At 62.5% G+C, this 15,332-nt stretch carries 11 protein-coding genes; 8 read left to right on the top strand and 3 right to left on the bottom strand.

From position 1 onward, the window contains the following. Positions 1-4 precede the first annotated feature (4 nt). On the bottom strand, positions 5-1,405 hold the full coding sequence (locus AC6H4Z_RS14835; protein ID WP_497542735.1) for an OmpP1/FadL family transporter: 1,401 nt from the start codon (positions 1,403-1,405) through the stop codon (positions 5-7). Positions 1,406-1,532: 127 nt separating this feature from the next. On the opposite strand from AC6H4Z_RS14835, the gene aceB reads away from it, so the two are divergent. Both aceB and aceA read left to right on the top strand, forming a co-directional pair. After that, entirely contained in the window at positions 1,533-3,119 is a 1,587-nt protein-coding gene (gene aceB, locus AC6H4Z_RS14830) for a malate synthase A (protein WP_497542734.1), read from the top strand. A 46-nt stretch (positions 3,120-3,165) separates the two neighbouring features. After that, on the top strand, positions 3,166-4,557 hold the full coding sequence (aceA, locus tag AC6H4Z_RS14825; RefSeq protein ID WP_497542733.1) for an isocitrate lyase: 1,392 nt from the start codon (positions 3,166-3,168) through the stop codon (positions 4,555-4,557). Between the two features lie 3 nt (positions 4,558-4,560). Here aceA and AC6H4Z_RS14820 read toward each other — a convergent pair whose 3' ends face one another. Beyond that, entirely contained in the window at positions 4,561-7,500 is a 2,940-nt protein-coding gene (locus AC6H4Z_RS14820; RefSeq protein WP_497542732.1) for a TolB family protein, read from the bottom strand. Positions 7,501-7,522: 22 nt separating this feature from the next. Next, positions 7,523-7,705: a hypothetical protein gene (locus AC6H4Z_RS14815; protein WP_497542731.1), complete on the bottom strand. Its 183-nt coding sequence runs from the start codon at positions 7,703-7,705 to the stop codon at positions 7,523-7,525. A 113-nt stretch (positions 7,706-7,818) separates the two neighbouring features. Between AC6H4Z_RS14815 and tilS the strand changes: the two genes are divergently transcribed. The 6 genes from tilS to AC6H4Z_RS14785 all read left to right on the top strand — a co-directional run bounded on the left by tilS (position 7,819) and on the right by AC6H4Z_RS14785 (position 15,324). Then, complete coding sequence (gene tilS / locus AC6H4Z_RS14810) at positions 7,819-9,120, top strand: tRNA lysidine(34) synthetase TilS (RefSeq protein WP_497542730.1); 1,302 nt, start codon at positions 7,819-7,821, stop codon at positions 9,118-9,120. Beyond that, positions 9,101-9,652 (top strand): hypoxanthine phosphoribosyltransferase, encoded by a 552-nt coding sequence (gene hpt / locus AC6H4Z_RS14805; RefSeq protein WP_497542729.1) that lies wholly within the window; start codon positions 9,101-9,103, stop codon positions 9,650-9,652. Before tilS ends, hpt begins: the two co-directional genes overlap by 20 nt. An 11-nt stretch (positions 9,653-9,663) precedes the next feature. Then, positions 9,664-11,637 (top strand): ATP-dependent zinc metalloprotease FtsH, encoded by a 1,974-nt coding sequence (ftsH, locus tag AC6H4Z_RS14800; RefSeq protein ID WP_497542728.1) that lies wholly within the window; start codon positions 9,664-9,666, stop codon positions 11,635-11,637. A gap of 86 nt (positions 11,638-11,723) precedes the next feature. Next, positions 11,724-12,578, top strand: coding sequence for a dihydropteroate synthase (gene folP / locus AC6H4Z_RS14795; protein ID WP_497542727.1), 855 nt, complete (start codon positions 11,724-11,726; stop codon positions 12,576-12,578). Further along, positions 12,575-13,375 carry a diadenylate cyclase CdaA gene (gene cdaA, locus AC6H4Z_RS14790; RefSeq protein WP_497542726.1) on the top strand — a complete coding sequence of 267 codons (801 nt, stop codon included), beginning with the start codon at positions 12,575-12,577 and terminating at the stop codon, positions 13,373-13,375. The genes folP and cdaA overlap by 4 nt, the downstream gene beginning before the upstream one ends. Then, positions 13,372-15,324 carry a protein O-mannosyl-transferase family gene (locus tag AC6H4Z_RS14785; protein WP_497542725.1) on the top strand — a complete coding sequence of 651 codons (1,953 nt, stop codon included), beginning with the start codon at positions 13,372-13,374 and terminating at the stop codon, positions 15,322-15,324. The genes cdaA and AC6H4Z_RS14785 overlap by 4 nt, the downstream gene beginning before the upstream one ends. The last annotated feature ends 8 nt before the right edge of the window (positions 15,325-15,332 follow it).

Below are 15,332 nucleotides of genomic sequence, written 5' to 3'. Positions count from 1 at the left end.
CTGGCTAGTAGTTGGCCTTGAGAGTCAGCGAAAAAATGTTCGCCGACAGGTGGAAAACGCCGGTATTGAGCTGCGCGGCGGTCTGACTTTCCAATGTTCGTTCGGCGATGCGACCGCGCGCTCCGGGGGTCGATACGTGGGCATACGACGCGTCGACTGCCCACTTTTTGGCGAACGGAATGCCGACGCCGAGGGTGTAGTAGTTCCTGTCCTGTTCCGGCAGCAGCGGCGTGACTGTTTCGGCTGGCGCCGCGCTCTGCGCTCCAACGAATCCAGCACGCAGCTTCCACATATCGCGCGGGATGGTGTACTCGACGCCGAGGCGAATTGCCGAGGAGTTGTTGTAGTCCTCGATGAGCACGCGACTCGACGCGCTGGCAGGCCCGGCGAACGCGACCGGCAGATACTTGAAGCTGCTCCAGCCAACCCACGAGTAGTCGCTCTCGAGCAGCCAGTTCTTGAATCCTGAATACGCAACACCCGCCTGGAACTGGGCGGGATGCTTGATGTTCGTGGACGCCGACTGCGAGACGAGTGCGCCGCCCGTTACGAACTGCGGAGCGACGAGGGCGTCGATCTTTGTTCCGGCCTGGAATGGCGTGCCAGGAATCGTTCCGCCAACGATGAGGTTCGTATTGACTTGCTCGAACGTTGCGTCGGCGTTGTTGTAGCGGAACTGCAGCGTCGACATGGCACGCGCGCCGACGCTCCATTTCTCTGACGGATGTCCCCAGACGCCAATCTGCGCGCCGTAGGCGGTAGCATTTCCTTTCAGCTTGGCTCGCGCGAATTCGGTCCCTTGAGCAATGCCCAGTGCGCCGAAAGTTGGGCCGCCGGCGGACGTCGGTTGCGCGGAGAGATCGACGGCTTGAATGAGTTCGACGCTCGAGTAGCCGACGATTGGCCCACCGCCGACTGACCACTTTGAGTTCAGTTGCCAGGCGATGTTCGGTTGGAAATAGACCGTGGACAGCGTTGCCTTGAGCGCGGAGAAGCGGCCCGGAAAGTCATCGTGCCACTGCGACGTCAGTCCGTACGGGACGTAGACGCCAAGACCGTAGGCAAACTTGCTCTTGTCGCCATGGTAGTTGACGAAAAAGTGTGGCACCCACGACGTCGGAACGTTCGAGTCGAAACGACGAAAGGTCGTGTCCTGATCGAAGTTCCCCTTCACGGAGATCGACGCCACGCCCACCGTGGCGTTCCATCCGGTCAGCCACGTGGCTGCGGCCGGATTCCAGAAGATTGTCGACGCATCACGGCAGGGTGACGCGGTTGTCGCAAATCCTCGCGCGACGGCGCACGAGCCAATCTCGTTGAGTCCGAATGCCTGAGCAGCCAGCGCACTCGGAACAACGAGGGCAAGGGAAGCGAGAAACAACCGCGGCGAACGGTAGCGCTGCATCTTCTCCCTCCTGGTAGTAGCGCGAGGGGCAACACCACCCTCGTGTCGTAGAGCGATCCGCGGGTGGCATGCAATTGGCCGACCACCCCAGTCAGATAGATCAACTCCTAGTAGACCTCAACTCGTCATGACTGATCTCGCCGCCAGCGCGCTCAACATCACCGGAAGCTCGACGGAACACTCCGCGCGCGTGCTCACGCCGGAGGCCCTGGAGTTCTTACGTCGTCTCCACGACGAGTTTGAACCGACGCGTTCGCGACTCCTTGCGGCGCGTGTCGATCGGCACGAACGAATTCAGAACGGTGAACGACTCGACTTTTTGTCAGACACCGAGTCGGTCCGAAAGGGCGATTGGCGGGTTGCGAGCGCCCCCGCCGATCTCGACGACAGGCGAGTTGAGATCACTGGTCCGGTCGACCGAAAGATGATGATCAACGCGCTCAACTCAGGAGCGAAAGTGTTCATGGCGGACCTCGAGGACGCGCTGTCGCCCACGTGGGAGAACGTCGTCGAGGGACAGGCCAACCTCATGGATGCTGTGCGTCGCACGCTGACGCTCGATTCCGCCGAGGGAAAGCACTACGAGCTCAACCAGCAAACGGCAACGCTCGTGGTGCGGCCGCGCGGATGGCACCTGGTCGAGTCGCACGCGTCGATTGACGGTGTTCCGATGTCAGCGAGCCTGTTCGATTTCGGCCTCTATTTCTTTCACAATGCGCACGAGCTCGTTACGCGCGGAACGGGACCGTACTTCTATTTACCCAAGACGGAAAGCCATCTCGAGATTCGTCTCTGGAACGATGTCTTTCGCTTCGCCCAGGACGCGCTTGGCATTCCGCAGGGGACGATTCGCGCGACGGTCCTGATCGAAACGATCTTCGCGGCGTTCGAGATGGAGGAAATCCTTTACGAGCTCCGCGATCACGCTGCCGGACTGAACGCCGGACGCTGGGACTATCTCTTCAGCATCATCAAGGCGTTCCGAACTCGGCCGGGCTGTGTGCTGCCTGACCGCGCGCAGCTCACGATGACGGTGCCGTTCATGCGCGCGTACACGCAGTTGCTCATCCGCACCTGCCACAAGCGCGGCGCGCATGCGATTGGCGGGATGGCGGCGTTCATTCCGAGTCGGCGCGATCCCGAGGTCAACGAGCGAGCGCTCGCGAAAGTTCGCGACGACAAGGAGCGCGAGTCGAAGGATGGATGCGACGGAACCTGGGTCGCTCACCCCGACCTCGTGCCGGTCGCGGCAGAAATCTTCAGTCGTGTACTGGGTGATCGGCCGAATCAGAAGAATCAGAAGCGAGACGACGTGCGCGTGGACGCCGCGCAGCTCGTCGACCTCGACGTTCCGAACGGCGCCGTGACGCTGGCGGGTATCGAGACGAACGTCGAGGTCGCGCTCGAGTACATCGAAGCGTGGCTGCGTGGTCAGGGCGCGGTCGCGATCCACAACCTTATGGAAGACGCGGCGACGGCCGAGATCTCTCGATCGCAGCTCTGGCAGTGGGTTCGGAACGAGTCGCCGATCGCCGATGACGGCACGATGAGTGCGCAGGGATACACAGACGTACGCGAGCGCGTGCTGTCGCGGCTACGCGCCGACGCTCACCCCGAATCACGATGGGGCGAAGCCGCGGCGCTGCTCGACGCACTCGTGCTCGGCGAATTCGAGGAATTTCTAACGATCCCGGCGTATCGACTAATCGCGTAATCTCGCTGCGGTCGCTGCGTCATCCGCGTGGTGATTGAGGAGACGTATGGCCGTGACGAACATCAACTCGGAAGCACGCGCGCTGACGCAACAATGGAAGAGCGATCCGCGCTGGGAGCAGATCGATCGCGAGTACAACGCTGATGACGTCGTGCGTCTGCGTGGGTCGGTTCGCATTGAACAGACGATCGCGCGTCGCGGCGCCGAACACCTCTGGGAGCAGCTGAACTCCGGATCATTTGTCCGGACCTTTGGCGCGATGACCGGGGCTCAGGCTGTCGAAATGGTGCGCGGTGGACTCGAAGCCATCTATCTGAGCGGCTGGCAGGTGGCGGCCGATGCGAATCTCGCTGGTCAGACGTATCCCGATCAGAGTCTATATCCAAGCAACTCGGTTCCGTCGCTCGTTCGTCGTCTCAACAACGCGCTCCTCCGCGCCGATCAGGTGGAATGGGCGGAAGGAAAGGTAGAGCGCGACTGGCTCGTGCCGATCGTCGCCGACGCCGAGGCGGGCTTTGGTGGACCTTTGCACGCCTTCGAACTTATGAAGGCGATGATCGAGGCTGGCGCTGCGGGAGTCCACTTCGAAGATCAGTTGGCCGCAGAAAAGAAGTGTGGCCACATGGGCGGAAAGGTGCTCGTTCCAACGGCGCAGTTTGAGCGAACGCTCACGGCCGCGCGACTTGCCGCCGACGTACTCGATGTTCCCAGCGTGATCGTCGCGCGCACCGACGCGCTGGGGGCGAACTTGCTCACGAGCGACATCGATGAACGAGACCAACCGTTCGTGACCGGCGAGCGAACGGTCGAAGGCTACTATCGTGTGACGGGCGGAATGGAGTCGGCTGTGTCACGAGCCCGCGCCTATGCGCGCTACGCCGATGTCCTGTGGTGCGAGACATCGACGCCGAGCCTCGAGGAAGCGAAACATTTCGCCGAGGCGATCCATGATGAAGTGCCGGGAAAACTGCTCGCGTACAACTGTTCGCCGTCGTTCAATTGGGAAAAGAATCTCGATGCCCATACGATCGCGAAGTTCCAGCGCGAGCTTGCCGCGATGGGTTACGCTTTCCAGTTCATCACGTTGGCTGGTTGGCACCTGATCAATTTACACACATTTGAATTAGCGAAAGCATATGCCGCCGACGGCATGCCGGCGTACGTACGATTGCAGGCGAAGGAGTTTGCCCGCGAGCGCGACGGCTACACTGGAACGCAGCATCAGCGGGAATCGGGAACCGGGTACTTCGATCAAGTGCTGACGACGATCACCGGCGGAACCGCATCGACCGAAGCACTGCGTGGATCGACGGAAGCAGAGCAATTCCGTTCGCCCGTATCGCCCGTCGTTGGCGACGCCGCACCGGCGGATGATGACGTCGTGTCGCTGCGCGTGTCCGCGTCACGTGACGAAATCGATCCACCGCCCGCGGCGTAAACGCTACGGATTCAGCACGAGACTGGCGTAGGCGCGCAGTCGCTTTCGAAAAGGCTCATCGAGCGACTCGCCCACGCCAAACTGCGCGCGCGCTGCGGGTGTTCCAGCGGGCGCGATTGCGCCGACAGACATCGACCAGTTGATGCCGACGACGCGGTGCCAGTCGTCGTATCGATCATTGTGGTTGCTCGTGCTTCCCGCCCAGTAATACAACGACATGGGTGCGCCGCCGATGGCGCCTCGAAGCGTCACGACCGACGAACCCGTGCTGAGTCCGGAGGGAAGCACGGGCATGGAAATGCGCTGCGTCAACTGCGCACGATCGAGAATCGTCGACGGTCCGCCGCCAATGGAGAATTGCTCGAACGGAGCGGCATTGCTGTTGACCTGACCCCACAGCGCGTTGAGTGCGATGGGCAACAGGCCGAATCCTCTGGCGCTCAGTCCGGCCGTCACTATCTGACGGTGCACGTTCGACGCGAATGATCGGCCGTCCACGGTGAGCGCCGATAGCGATTCAGTCACACTCGCCGACGTTCCACGCTGAGACGCCGCGATGCCGAGGTCGGCAAACGAGAATGCGCGCGAACCCGTCCTGGTGAGCGTGTCGAGTGCAACGAAGGAATTTCTCGCGTGTCCGACACTGCCTCCAAAGCGCGCTCGCCACGACCACGTGTCGTATTGCGCACTCATGTCTGCGCCGAGCTGCACCCCGGCGAGGGTGGCGTCCAGATTCGCTCGCGGATAAAACGAAACGCGACTTTCGCTGAGTAGTTGTTTGGCGTCGAACAGCGTCAAGCGCACCGGCGCTCCCCAACCGGCCCACATGCCGCTCAACGTGCCGCCGCGCCACGAAGCGGCATCGCCATAGGCGCCCGCGAGTAACACCTCGCTTCGGCCAATGACGTCACGACTCACGAGTGCCAGCGCTGCGCTCGCGCCGTCCGCATCGACGCTCGGCTGCGGAATCCAGCGAAAGAATCGTGGCGCAAATCCGAAGCCCCGCGGCTCCGACACCGCGTTGGTCGACAGCACTCTGACCGCCGGCGGAATCGGCAATGCGGGAACCAATCGTGCGGTTGCTACAACGTGCGGAACGTTCGTCGATGGAGTCGGCGTCAATCGGCGAAGGTCGTAGCCGCGCGAATACAATGACAGGAACCACACGCTTCCGTCGCTCGAATTTGGCTCTGGCGCGACCGCCGCGCCTGTCACGCCGGAGAGGGTTTGTATCTCTCGGCTCGCCAAGTTCAGATGGATGATGTTGGCAATGCCGCCCCGGTCTGACACCGCAACGACGTTGTCGGCGCCGGACCACGCGGCATCGTAGCGATTGGCGCCGTCGTCCGGGTCAATGAGCGTGAGTTCGCGCGCCGCGACGTCGACCGTCGCGAGACGCCACGTTCCATTGCGATGAACGCTTACTAGCACCGTCTTCCCGTCGGGTGAAAACCGCGGCCGAAAAAACGATCGCTCTTCGTTCGCGCTGAGCAACGTCGATACGCTGCCGTCGTCGAGCTTCACGATCACGAGCGAACACCAGCCGCCGCTACACTTCGACGCAACCGCGGTGCGAGCGTCGGCCGACGGATCTGGTTCGCGAAGTGAGGCGCCGCGCGTCAGCCGGCGGACGGTACGGGATTCAGGATTCCATAAATACAGATCGTCGACGAATGTTCCGTCGCCGCGCGGCGTGCTGCGAGAAAGAATGACGCGGCCGTCGCGCAAAAAGCGCGGCGAGTCGTACGATGCACCGCCGCGCGCGCGAAGCGTGAACAGCGCAGTCTTTGGCGGAGGATAGATCGATCGCGCAGGAACGTCTTCGGGGTCGGACTGCAAGAGTAGCGAATCACGATGGCGACGCAGGGTGTCAGGCTCCGGCGCGGTCTTCCAGATCACCACGCGTGACGGTGCGACTGCCGAGCGCACGACGATTGCGATGCGCTTGCCGTCGGCCGAGATCGCAGGGTCGCCTGTGCTCCGCGACAGGCGCTGCACGATCGTTCCGGTATCATTCGACGCCGCAGCCATCGTGTGCGCGATGTCGAGCGACTGCATCGTCAGCTGCGCCGTGAACCGACCATACAATGCCGCTGCACTCTCCCCGTACACTCCAGAGAAGGCTTCATCGAACGTTCGGTTTTGCCGAGCGCTCAGCCGCCGCCACACAAATACGAGACTCGAATCGCCGTGCTGCTCGGCCAGCCACTCTATGAATGCGGAGCCAGCGAGGTATGCGAACGAGCCGCCTTCGTACGCCCCCCAGTCGTCGAGATATTCGTAGCGGGGAAGCTGTCCTTCGATCGCCCACTGACGCAGAAACGCGGCGCGCCACGCACCGTGCGGACGACCGGATCCGGTAACGCGACCTTCAATGAAGGTTGCATATCCCTCCACGACCCAACGTGGCGCGCGAAGCGCGACAGGGCCGATGTCCGCCGGCATCGTCTCCCAGAGGCGACGCGTGAAGGTGTTTCGCGATGGCCGCGACAGATGGACGATATGGCCGAACTCGTGGGCGATTAGCATCTGCCCCCACGTTCGATAGTCACCGATGTCGTCGCGGGGATTCGGCGGGCTCGCCCACAGGTTGATCAGCGGGCGTTTGATGTACGGCCACGCGGATCCGTTCGGGCGCTGAAAGGGATCGTCGACGAGAACGTCGGTCTTTCCCTCGACAGTAAATCCGACAATCTGTGAGACGGCGGAGTCGATCGCCTCAGCGTGCGACGCAGCGGCTCGCGTCCAGGCTTCGAGCTCGAGCGGATAGTGAAACGCGAAGCGTTGCGTCTCTATCGTCCGCCACGGCAGCGCGGTTCTGGTTGGAAACTGGGCGCCGAGCCTGGTGCCAAGGGTGAGGCAAAGTGCGCAGGCTAGCTCGGCGATAGAACGAAAAAAAAGGACGGGGAAAATCCCCGTCCTCGAACGCCGAAATGTGAACACCTGTTAGTAAATCGAAGTCGCGTCAGGGCTGCGACGACGACGTACCACGCTTGACGCCCATCTGATCCATCAACCACGTGCCTGGGATGATGAACAGCGGCGTGAGGAAGAAGCCGAGGAGCGTGTTCAGCCAGATCAAGGCGATGTAAAAGCAGCCGAGCGCAATGCTAACCCAGAGTGTGCCCAGCGGACCGTGAGTTTCCAATGTCGAGCGCTCCTGAGAGGTGAACCGAACGACGGAAGTATAGCCGTCCCCAATTCGACGTTCCAGGGGCGTTGCGCGAAACAGGTGGCCTTCTTGGGGGCTATCTTTTCGGGGTGAGCCCACGCGATGCGACGAGGCAGATTCTCCGGGCAGTCGAGCGCGAGTTGGCCCAGCACGCCGGGGCCGTCCTCGCCGTGTCCGGTGGGGTCGACTCGATGGTGCTGCTCGATGCGGCGGCCCAGCTCGACGCCGCTCGGCTTCGCGTTGCCACGTTCGATCACGGGACGGGACCGGCGGCGACTCGTGCTGCGGACCTCGTCGAGCGACGGTGCGCTGAACTCGGCGTGGAGTGCGACCGTGGCCGCGCGACGGCAACGCTCACGTCGGAAGCCGAATTTCGAGCGGCGCGCTGGCAGTTTTTCCGCGACTGTCTAGACAGAACGGGAAGCAATTCGTCGATCGTCACCGCGCATACGGCCGACGATCAGGTCGAGACGGTCTGTCTGCGCGTCATGCGTGACACGGGCGCGCGGGGTCTTGCTGGTTTGTATGCGCGCAGCGCGATCGCACGACCGTTGATCGGTGTGTGGCGTCGGGAGATTCTTGCGTACGCACACGCGCGGAGCTTGGAGTGGGTAGAGGATCCGAGCAACGAATCTCCGCGTTTTGCGCGGAACCGCGTGCGCCACGATCTGCTTCCCGCGATGCGTCGAGTGAACGCCAACATCGACGCCGAGCTGTTGGCGACGGCGCGCAAAGCGGCTCGTTGGCGTGACGACGTAGATAGCTTCGTCGATCGAACCGTGGACGTGAGGCAGGGGCCCCGTGGTGCGGACATCGCTGTAGCGACCGTCGCTGACCACACGTCTGTCGAGCTTGCGATCCTCTGGCCGGCGATCGCGGCGCGTGCTGGCGTCACCCTCGACCGTCGCGGGATCGCGCGCCTCGTGCATTTTGCGACGACCGGGCGCGTCGGTGCACGCATTCAGCTGTCGGGTGGTTGGGAAGTCGTTCGGTCGCGTGACGCGTTCCAATTTCGGACGTCGACTGACACGGACTCGTCGGCGCTGGCGATTCCCGCGACGGGCGGCCAATGGGGGAATTGGCACTTTCGGCCGGCGGCGACAACAACTCATGACGATACCTGGTCGGCCACGCTCCCCGCCGACGGTCGGTTCACCGTGCGAACCTGGCGCGCCGGCGACCGCATGTCGGCGCGAATGGGCGGGCCTTCGAGGCCGGTAAAGCACTTTCTTTCAAAAGCCGGTGTCACAGGACACGAACGGGGACAGTGGCCCGTAGTATTGGTAGGAGACCAGATCGTCTGGATCCCCGGAGTACGCCGCAGCGACGCGGCAACCGCACGGTCCGGTCGGCCGGGGTTACCTTTTGTTTGTGAACACCACACTTCCTGATCCGCGGCTGCTTGGTCGGTCTGTTCGACGCATCGCGTATACGAGGGAACAAATCGCGGCGCGAGTTCGCGAGCTCGGGGACGAAGTCACGAAATTCTACCCCGAGGGCGAATTGCTGGTTCTAGGACTCCTGAAAGGGAGTTTTATATTCCTGAGTGACCTCGTGCGCGACATTGGTCGCCCACTTCAGGTCGATTTCCTCGTGGCATCGAGTTACGGAGACGGAACGACGTCGAGCGGCAACGTTCGGCTGCTGTACGATCCGGAAACGGCGCTCGAAGGAAAGCACATTCTGTTGGTCGAAGACATCGTCGACACGGGGCGTACCTTGAGCCGGTTGATCGACTTGCTTCAGGCACGGAAACCGCGTTCGGTTGAGATTTGCGCGTTGCTGCACAAGCACATAGCAACCGAACTCCGCTATCCGACACGCTTCATCGGCTTCGATGCACCAAATGAGTTCTTAGTGGGGTATGGATTAGATCACGCGGAAAACTTCCGTCACATTCCGTACATAGCGAGCTTGCAGTAATGCCAGTGCCAATGCCTCCCAAAAACAAGAAGGAATTCAGCTGGGGACGGTTCTCCAAGACCCTCTCGTTCTGGATCCTCATTTTGCTGATCCCGGTCGTGCTCATTCGGCTTACGGGCGCGAAATCGGAAGCAGCACAAACCATCACCTATACCCAGTACCGAGACGCGCTCGAGCGTGACAACATCGCGTCCGCGCAGATCGTTGCTGGAAAAACGGTGAACGGCGCCTTCAAGGCCCGTGAGAACATCGGCGGAAAAGAGGTCAAGACCTTCACGGTCCGACTTCCCATGGAGAATTCGTTCGCCGAGGTGGAGAAGCTGAACGCCAAGGGCGTTCAGATCGACGCCAAGGACGCCGGCGTCTCCGTCACGGCCTGGATTCTCAACTTTGTTCCGTGGTTGCTGCTCATCGGCTTCTACCTGTTTCTGTTCAAGCAGATGCAGGCGGGCGGAGCCAAGGCGTTCTCGTTCGGCAAGTCCAAGGCAAAGCTGCTCACGGGCGACACGCCCAAGATCACCTTTGCGGACGTTGCAGGCGCCGACGAAGCCAAGCAGGAACTCCAAGAAATCATCGAATTCCTGCGCGACCCGCAGAAATTCACCAAGCTCGGCGGACGTCTGCCCAAGGGCGCGCTCCTCGTCGGACCTCCGGGTACCGGCAAGACGCTGCTCGCCAAGGCAGTCGCTGGCGAGGCCGCTCGTCCGTTCTTCTCGATGTCTGGTTCAGACTTCGTCGAGATGTTCGTGGGCGTCGGTGCCAGCCGCGTTCGTGATCTGTTCGAGCAGGGCAAGGCACACGCGCCGTGCATCATCTTCATCGACGAAATCGACGCCGTCGGACGCCATCGTGGCGCCGGACTCGGCGGCGGTCACGACGAGCGCGAGCAGACGCTCAACCAACTGCTCGTTGAGATGGACGGCTTCGAGTCCAACGATGGCGTCATCCTGATTGCCGCCACGAACCGCCCTGACGTGCTCGATCCGGCGCTTCTGCGCCCGGGTCGTTTCGATCGCCAGATCGTTGTCGATGCTCCGGACCTCAAGGGTCGCGAAGGCATCCTCAAGGTCCACCTGCGTAACAAGCCGATCGCCGACGACGTCGACATCACGACGTTGGCGCGCGGCACGCCGGGAATGGCGGGCGCTGACCTTGCGAACCTCGTCAACGAAGCCGCATTGCTGGCCGTTCGTCGCAGCCACGAGAAGATCTACATGGCAGATCTCGAGGACGCGAAGGACAAGGTCATGCTCGGCGCCGAGCGCAAGTCGATGGTCATGAAGGAAGATGAGCGCCGACTGACTGCGTATCACGAAGCCGGTCACGCCATCTGCGCGATGCGCGTGAAGGGCAATGATCCGCTGCACAAGGTCACGATCGTTCCGCGTGGTCGCGCGCTTGGACTGGCGTTCACGCTGCCGGAAGACGATCGCGTGTCGATCACGCGCGAACAGCTCGAGGCCAACCTCGTGATGTCGTACGGTGGTCGCGTTGCCGAAGAGTTGATCTTCGGACACGATCGCGTGACCACGGGTGCCGCGAGCGACATTCAGAAGGCGACGTCGATCGCTCGTCGCTACGTGACGCAGTGGGGTCTGTCCGACGCCATCGGTCCGATCCTCGTGGGCGACAACGAGCAGGAGCTCTTCCTCGGTCGCGAGATACAGCACCGTCGTGAAGTCTCGGAGCAGACGGCTCAGCTCGTCGACGCCGAGGTCAAGAAGGTGATCGATCGCTCGTACAACCGGGCAACGGAGACGCTGCGCGCGAACATCGAGTTGCTCCACAAGGTGGCCGCCGCGCTGCTCGAGCGTGAAACGCTCACGCGTGACGACATCGAGATTCTGTCGCGTGGCGATTCGCTGCCGCCCAGAACGCCGGGCAACATGCCGCCGAACGCGCCGATTCCTACGGCACCGCCGGTCATCGAGCCGCGTCGCGTCAATCCGCCGCTCCTCGGTGGTCCAGAGCCGAGCCCGGCCTGATTGACGAACGCTAGAAGAGTGAAGCGGGAGCCGAGAGGCTCCCGTTTCTTTTTCTACTCACGGCCATGTCCGCGTAGTTTGTGACGATGGAATGGCGCCTTGCGAACTCGTCGATTTCACTGCTGAGCCCGCGCATTCTGGGCATCGTCAACGTGACACCGGACAGCTTCAGTGATGGCGGTCTGTTTCGGTCCGTCGACGCTGCGCGGCGACACATCGATCAACTCGTCGCGGAGGGTGCGGACGCAGTCGACATCGGCGGGGAATCGACGCGGCCGCAGGGGGCCGAGCCGGTCGAGGCGGACGAAGAGCTTCGTCGGGTCATTCCGGTTATCGTCGCGACGGCCGCTGACCATCCTGGGCTGCCGATCTCCGTCGATACCGTGAAAGCGCGCGTCGCCAGTGAGGCGCTCGCGGCCGGCGCTGTGATTGTAAACGACGTCTCTGGCCTGCGGCTCGATTCGCGAATGGGCTCGGTGTGCGCTTCGTCGCGCGCCGGGGTTGTGCTCATGCACTCGCGCGGCGACGTTGCCGACATGGCGACGTTCACGCACGCCACGTACGGCGATGATCCGGTGGGCGACGTCGTGAACGAACTGCACGGGGCGATCGATCGCGCGGTGGAGGCGGGAATTGCGCGAGACAGCATTGTGATCGATCCCGGAGTTGGCTTTGCAAAGCGCGGCGAGATGTCGATCGCGGTTCTGCGAGAGCTGGCTCGTGTGGTGGCACTCGGCGCTCCGGTGCTCGTTGGTGTGTCCCGCAAACGCTTTATCGGCGAGATTACCGGAGTGACGGTGCCCGCGGATCGCGTCGACGGGTCGATCGGCGCGAACGTCGCGGCGCTGGCGAACGGAGCACGGCTATTTCGCGTGCACGATGTGAAGCCGCATCGACATGCGCTCGATGTGGCCTGGTCCATCTTGCGAACGGTGTCATGAGCATTCTAGAACAGCTGCGGTTGCTGCATCCAGGATGGAGAGACGCGCTGGAGATCGCGATTGTCAGCGTCGCGCTCTATCGCGCGCTCCTGCTCATCCATCGCACGCGCGCCATGCAGGTGCTCGCCGGGATCATCGTGCTCGCACTAGCGTTTGGTCTGGCGTACCTGCTGCAGCTGTCGATGATCGTCTATCTCTTGAAGTTGATCTTCAGCTACGGCGCCATCGCGTTGCTCGTCGTCTTCGCCCCCGAGCTTCGTGCGGCGCTGGCGCAGATCGGCCGTTCGCCGATGTCGCGCTTTTTCACGCACATGGGCGAAACGGAGATCGCCGACGAAATCGCCGAGGCAGTCGAGCGGCTGAGTCGTTCCGGGATTGGCGCGATCATTACCATCGAACGTGAAGTGTCGCTCGAGGAGTACATCGCCTCGGGTTCAAAGATGCAGGCCAAGGTGTCGTCGGATCTCCTCGCGACGATCTTCACTCCGTATTCGCCGTTACACGACGGGTCGGTGATCATTCGTGGTGATACGATCATTGGCGCGGGGTGCATTCTTCCGCTCGCGCAAATGGCAATCGTCGATCGCTCGTTGGGCACGCGGCATCGCGCCGCGCTCGGCTTGAGCGAAGAGACCGATGCGCTGGTGGTCGTCGTGTCGGAGGAGACTGCGACGATCACGATTGCAACCAACGGCCAGCTGTTGCGGGACGTGACGCCGCTCCAGGTGCGCGAGGTCGTCGCCGGTCGCACCATCCGCGAGATCTCGAAAGAGGCGACGATCGCAATCACCTCGTGAGCCCGCGCCAATCCGCCTGGTGCGCGGGCCTGGTGATGTTGGCGGTCTACATCGCCACGTCGGCACCCGGCGTGACGTTCTGGGACTCCGGCGAATTCATTGCGTCAGCGCGAACGCTCGGCATACCGCACCCGCCGGGTACGCCGTTGTTCGTGCTGCTGCTGAATACGTGGGGTCGCGTCTTCGCATTTCTCCCATACGCCGTCGCCACCAACCTCCTCTCAGCGATGTGCACGGCGCTCGCGGTCGGACTCACGGCTGCGTGGATCGGGCAGATGCGTGGACCGTGGACCGCCGCATTCGCTGCGCTCTGTGCCGGCGCGATGTCGTCAGTATGGCAGAACGCGACCGAAACAGAGGTGTACGCGGCGGCCTTGGCACTGGCGATTGCGACCATCGTCTGCGCCGACCAATTCGGCCGATCGTCGGAAGCGCGATGGCTCGTGTTCACCTCGTACCTCCTCGCGCTAGCGATCCCGCTTCACGCGAGCGCGTTGGTTGCTGCGCCCGTCGTCATCTATCTCGCGACGGTGCGTGCGGGAGCACAGCCGAGCTTTCGTGCGTATGACTGGCGCGCGGGAAGCGCGATCACGGGTGTTGCCGTTTGCTCAATCGGTTTGAGCCGGCTGTCGATTCCAATGATGGGCGTTGGTGTCGCGCTCGTGCTGGTGAGCGCATTCATCCCCGCGCGCGGCGACCGAGCCGTGGGCTTTGGAACTGTGGCGGCGATGCTCGTCGCGACTGCCGCGGCGTTCTCGCTGCTGATCTTCATGCTACTGCGGGCACGTCATGATCCGGGGATCAATCAGGGGAACCCGTCGACGTGGCAGACGCTCGCGGCGGTGATCGGACGTCGCCAATACGACGTACAAGGCTTGTGGCCGCGGGAGGCGCCGATCTGGCTGCAGATCGCGAATTGGTTCCAGTATGCCGATTGGCAGTTCGGACTTTCCCTTGGTCCTACCGTAGTTCCAACGACGGCCCGTGTCGCCATCACAATTGCGTTTGCGGCGCTTGGTCTCGGTGGATCTCGCTGGCATCGACGGACCGACCGCCGTGGCTGGTCTGCGGTCCTTCTGCTTCTCATCTGCGGGTCGCTGGGGGTCCTCGTCTATTTGAACCTCAAGGCCGGACCATCGTTCGGCTGGAAGTTCGTGCCGAGCGATGCGCGTCACGAGGCGAGAGAGCGCGACTACTTCTTCGTGCTGGGTTTCTGGGCGTGGGGCATCTGGGCGGGAATGGGCGCCATCGCCTTAGCGAAGCGTCTTCGTGTTCCGACCGCGCTTGGTGTCGCGGTGGCCGCGCTTCCGATCGCGCTCAATTGGACTGCGGTGAATCGGCGTTCGGAGCCCGAGGCGAGTCTGCCTCGCGAGGTGGCGACGGCATTGCTCGCCGGTCTTCCGCCGCGCGCCGTGTTGTTCGTTGCCGGCGACAACGACACGTACCCGCTGTGGTATGCGCAGCAGGTCGAGCGAATGCGTCGCGACGTGACCTTGGTTACACTGCCGCTACTCGCTGCAGGGTGGTACGTGAACGAGTTGGCGCGTCGCGATAGCTTGTTAACGCCGGCGCGCGCAGCGACTGGACGCGTGTCGTTGAGCGAGATCGCGACGAGTGCGGAGCAGCGCGGCCGTCCGGTTGCCGTTGCGATGACCGTTCCAAAGGATGATCGCAATCGAATTGGTAGATCGTGGAAGGTCATCGGGATGACGCTGCTCGGTGTGCCGTCGTCTGCGGACACGTCGCAGGCAATTCAAATCGATTCGACTACGACCCGCGCGTGGTCGATCACGATCGACAAGTGGCAGCGTGGGCGGGTGGTCCATCCGTCGCTCGACCCTGTGCACGAGTACTTTTTTAACGTGCTTTCCTGTCCGCAACTCGCGCTCGTTCCGACACCGTCTCACGCACAACTCGTTTCCCTTGATTCACTCTGTAACCTCCGGTAAGTTGCTGC

The organism is Leucogemmata humicola (assembly GCF_055379415.1).
Note: the sequence above shows the minus strand (reverse complement) of the source record. Positions and strands in the feature narration are given on the sequence as shown.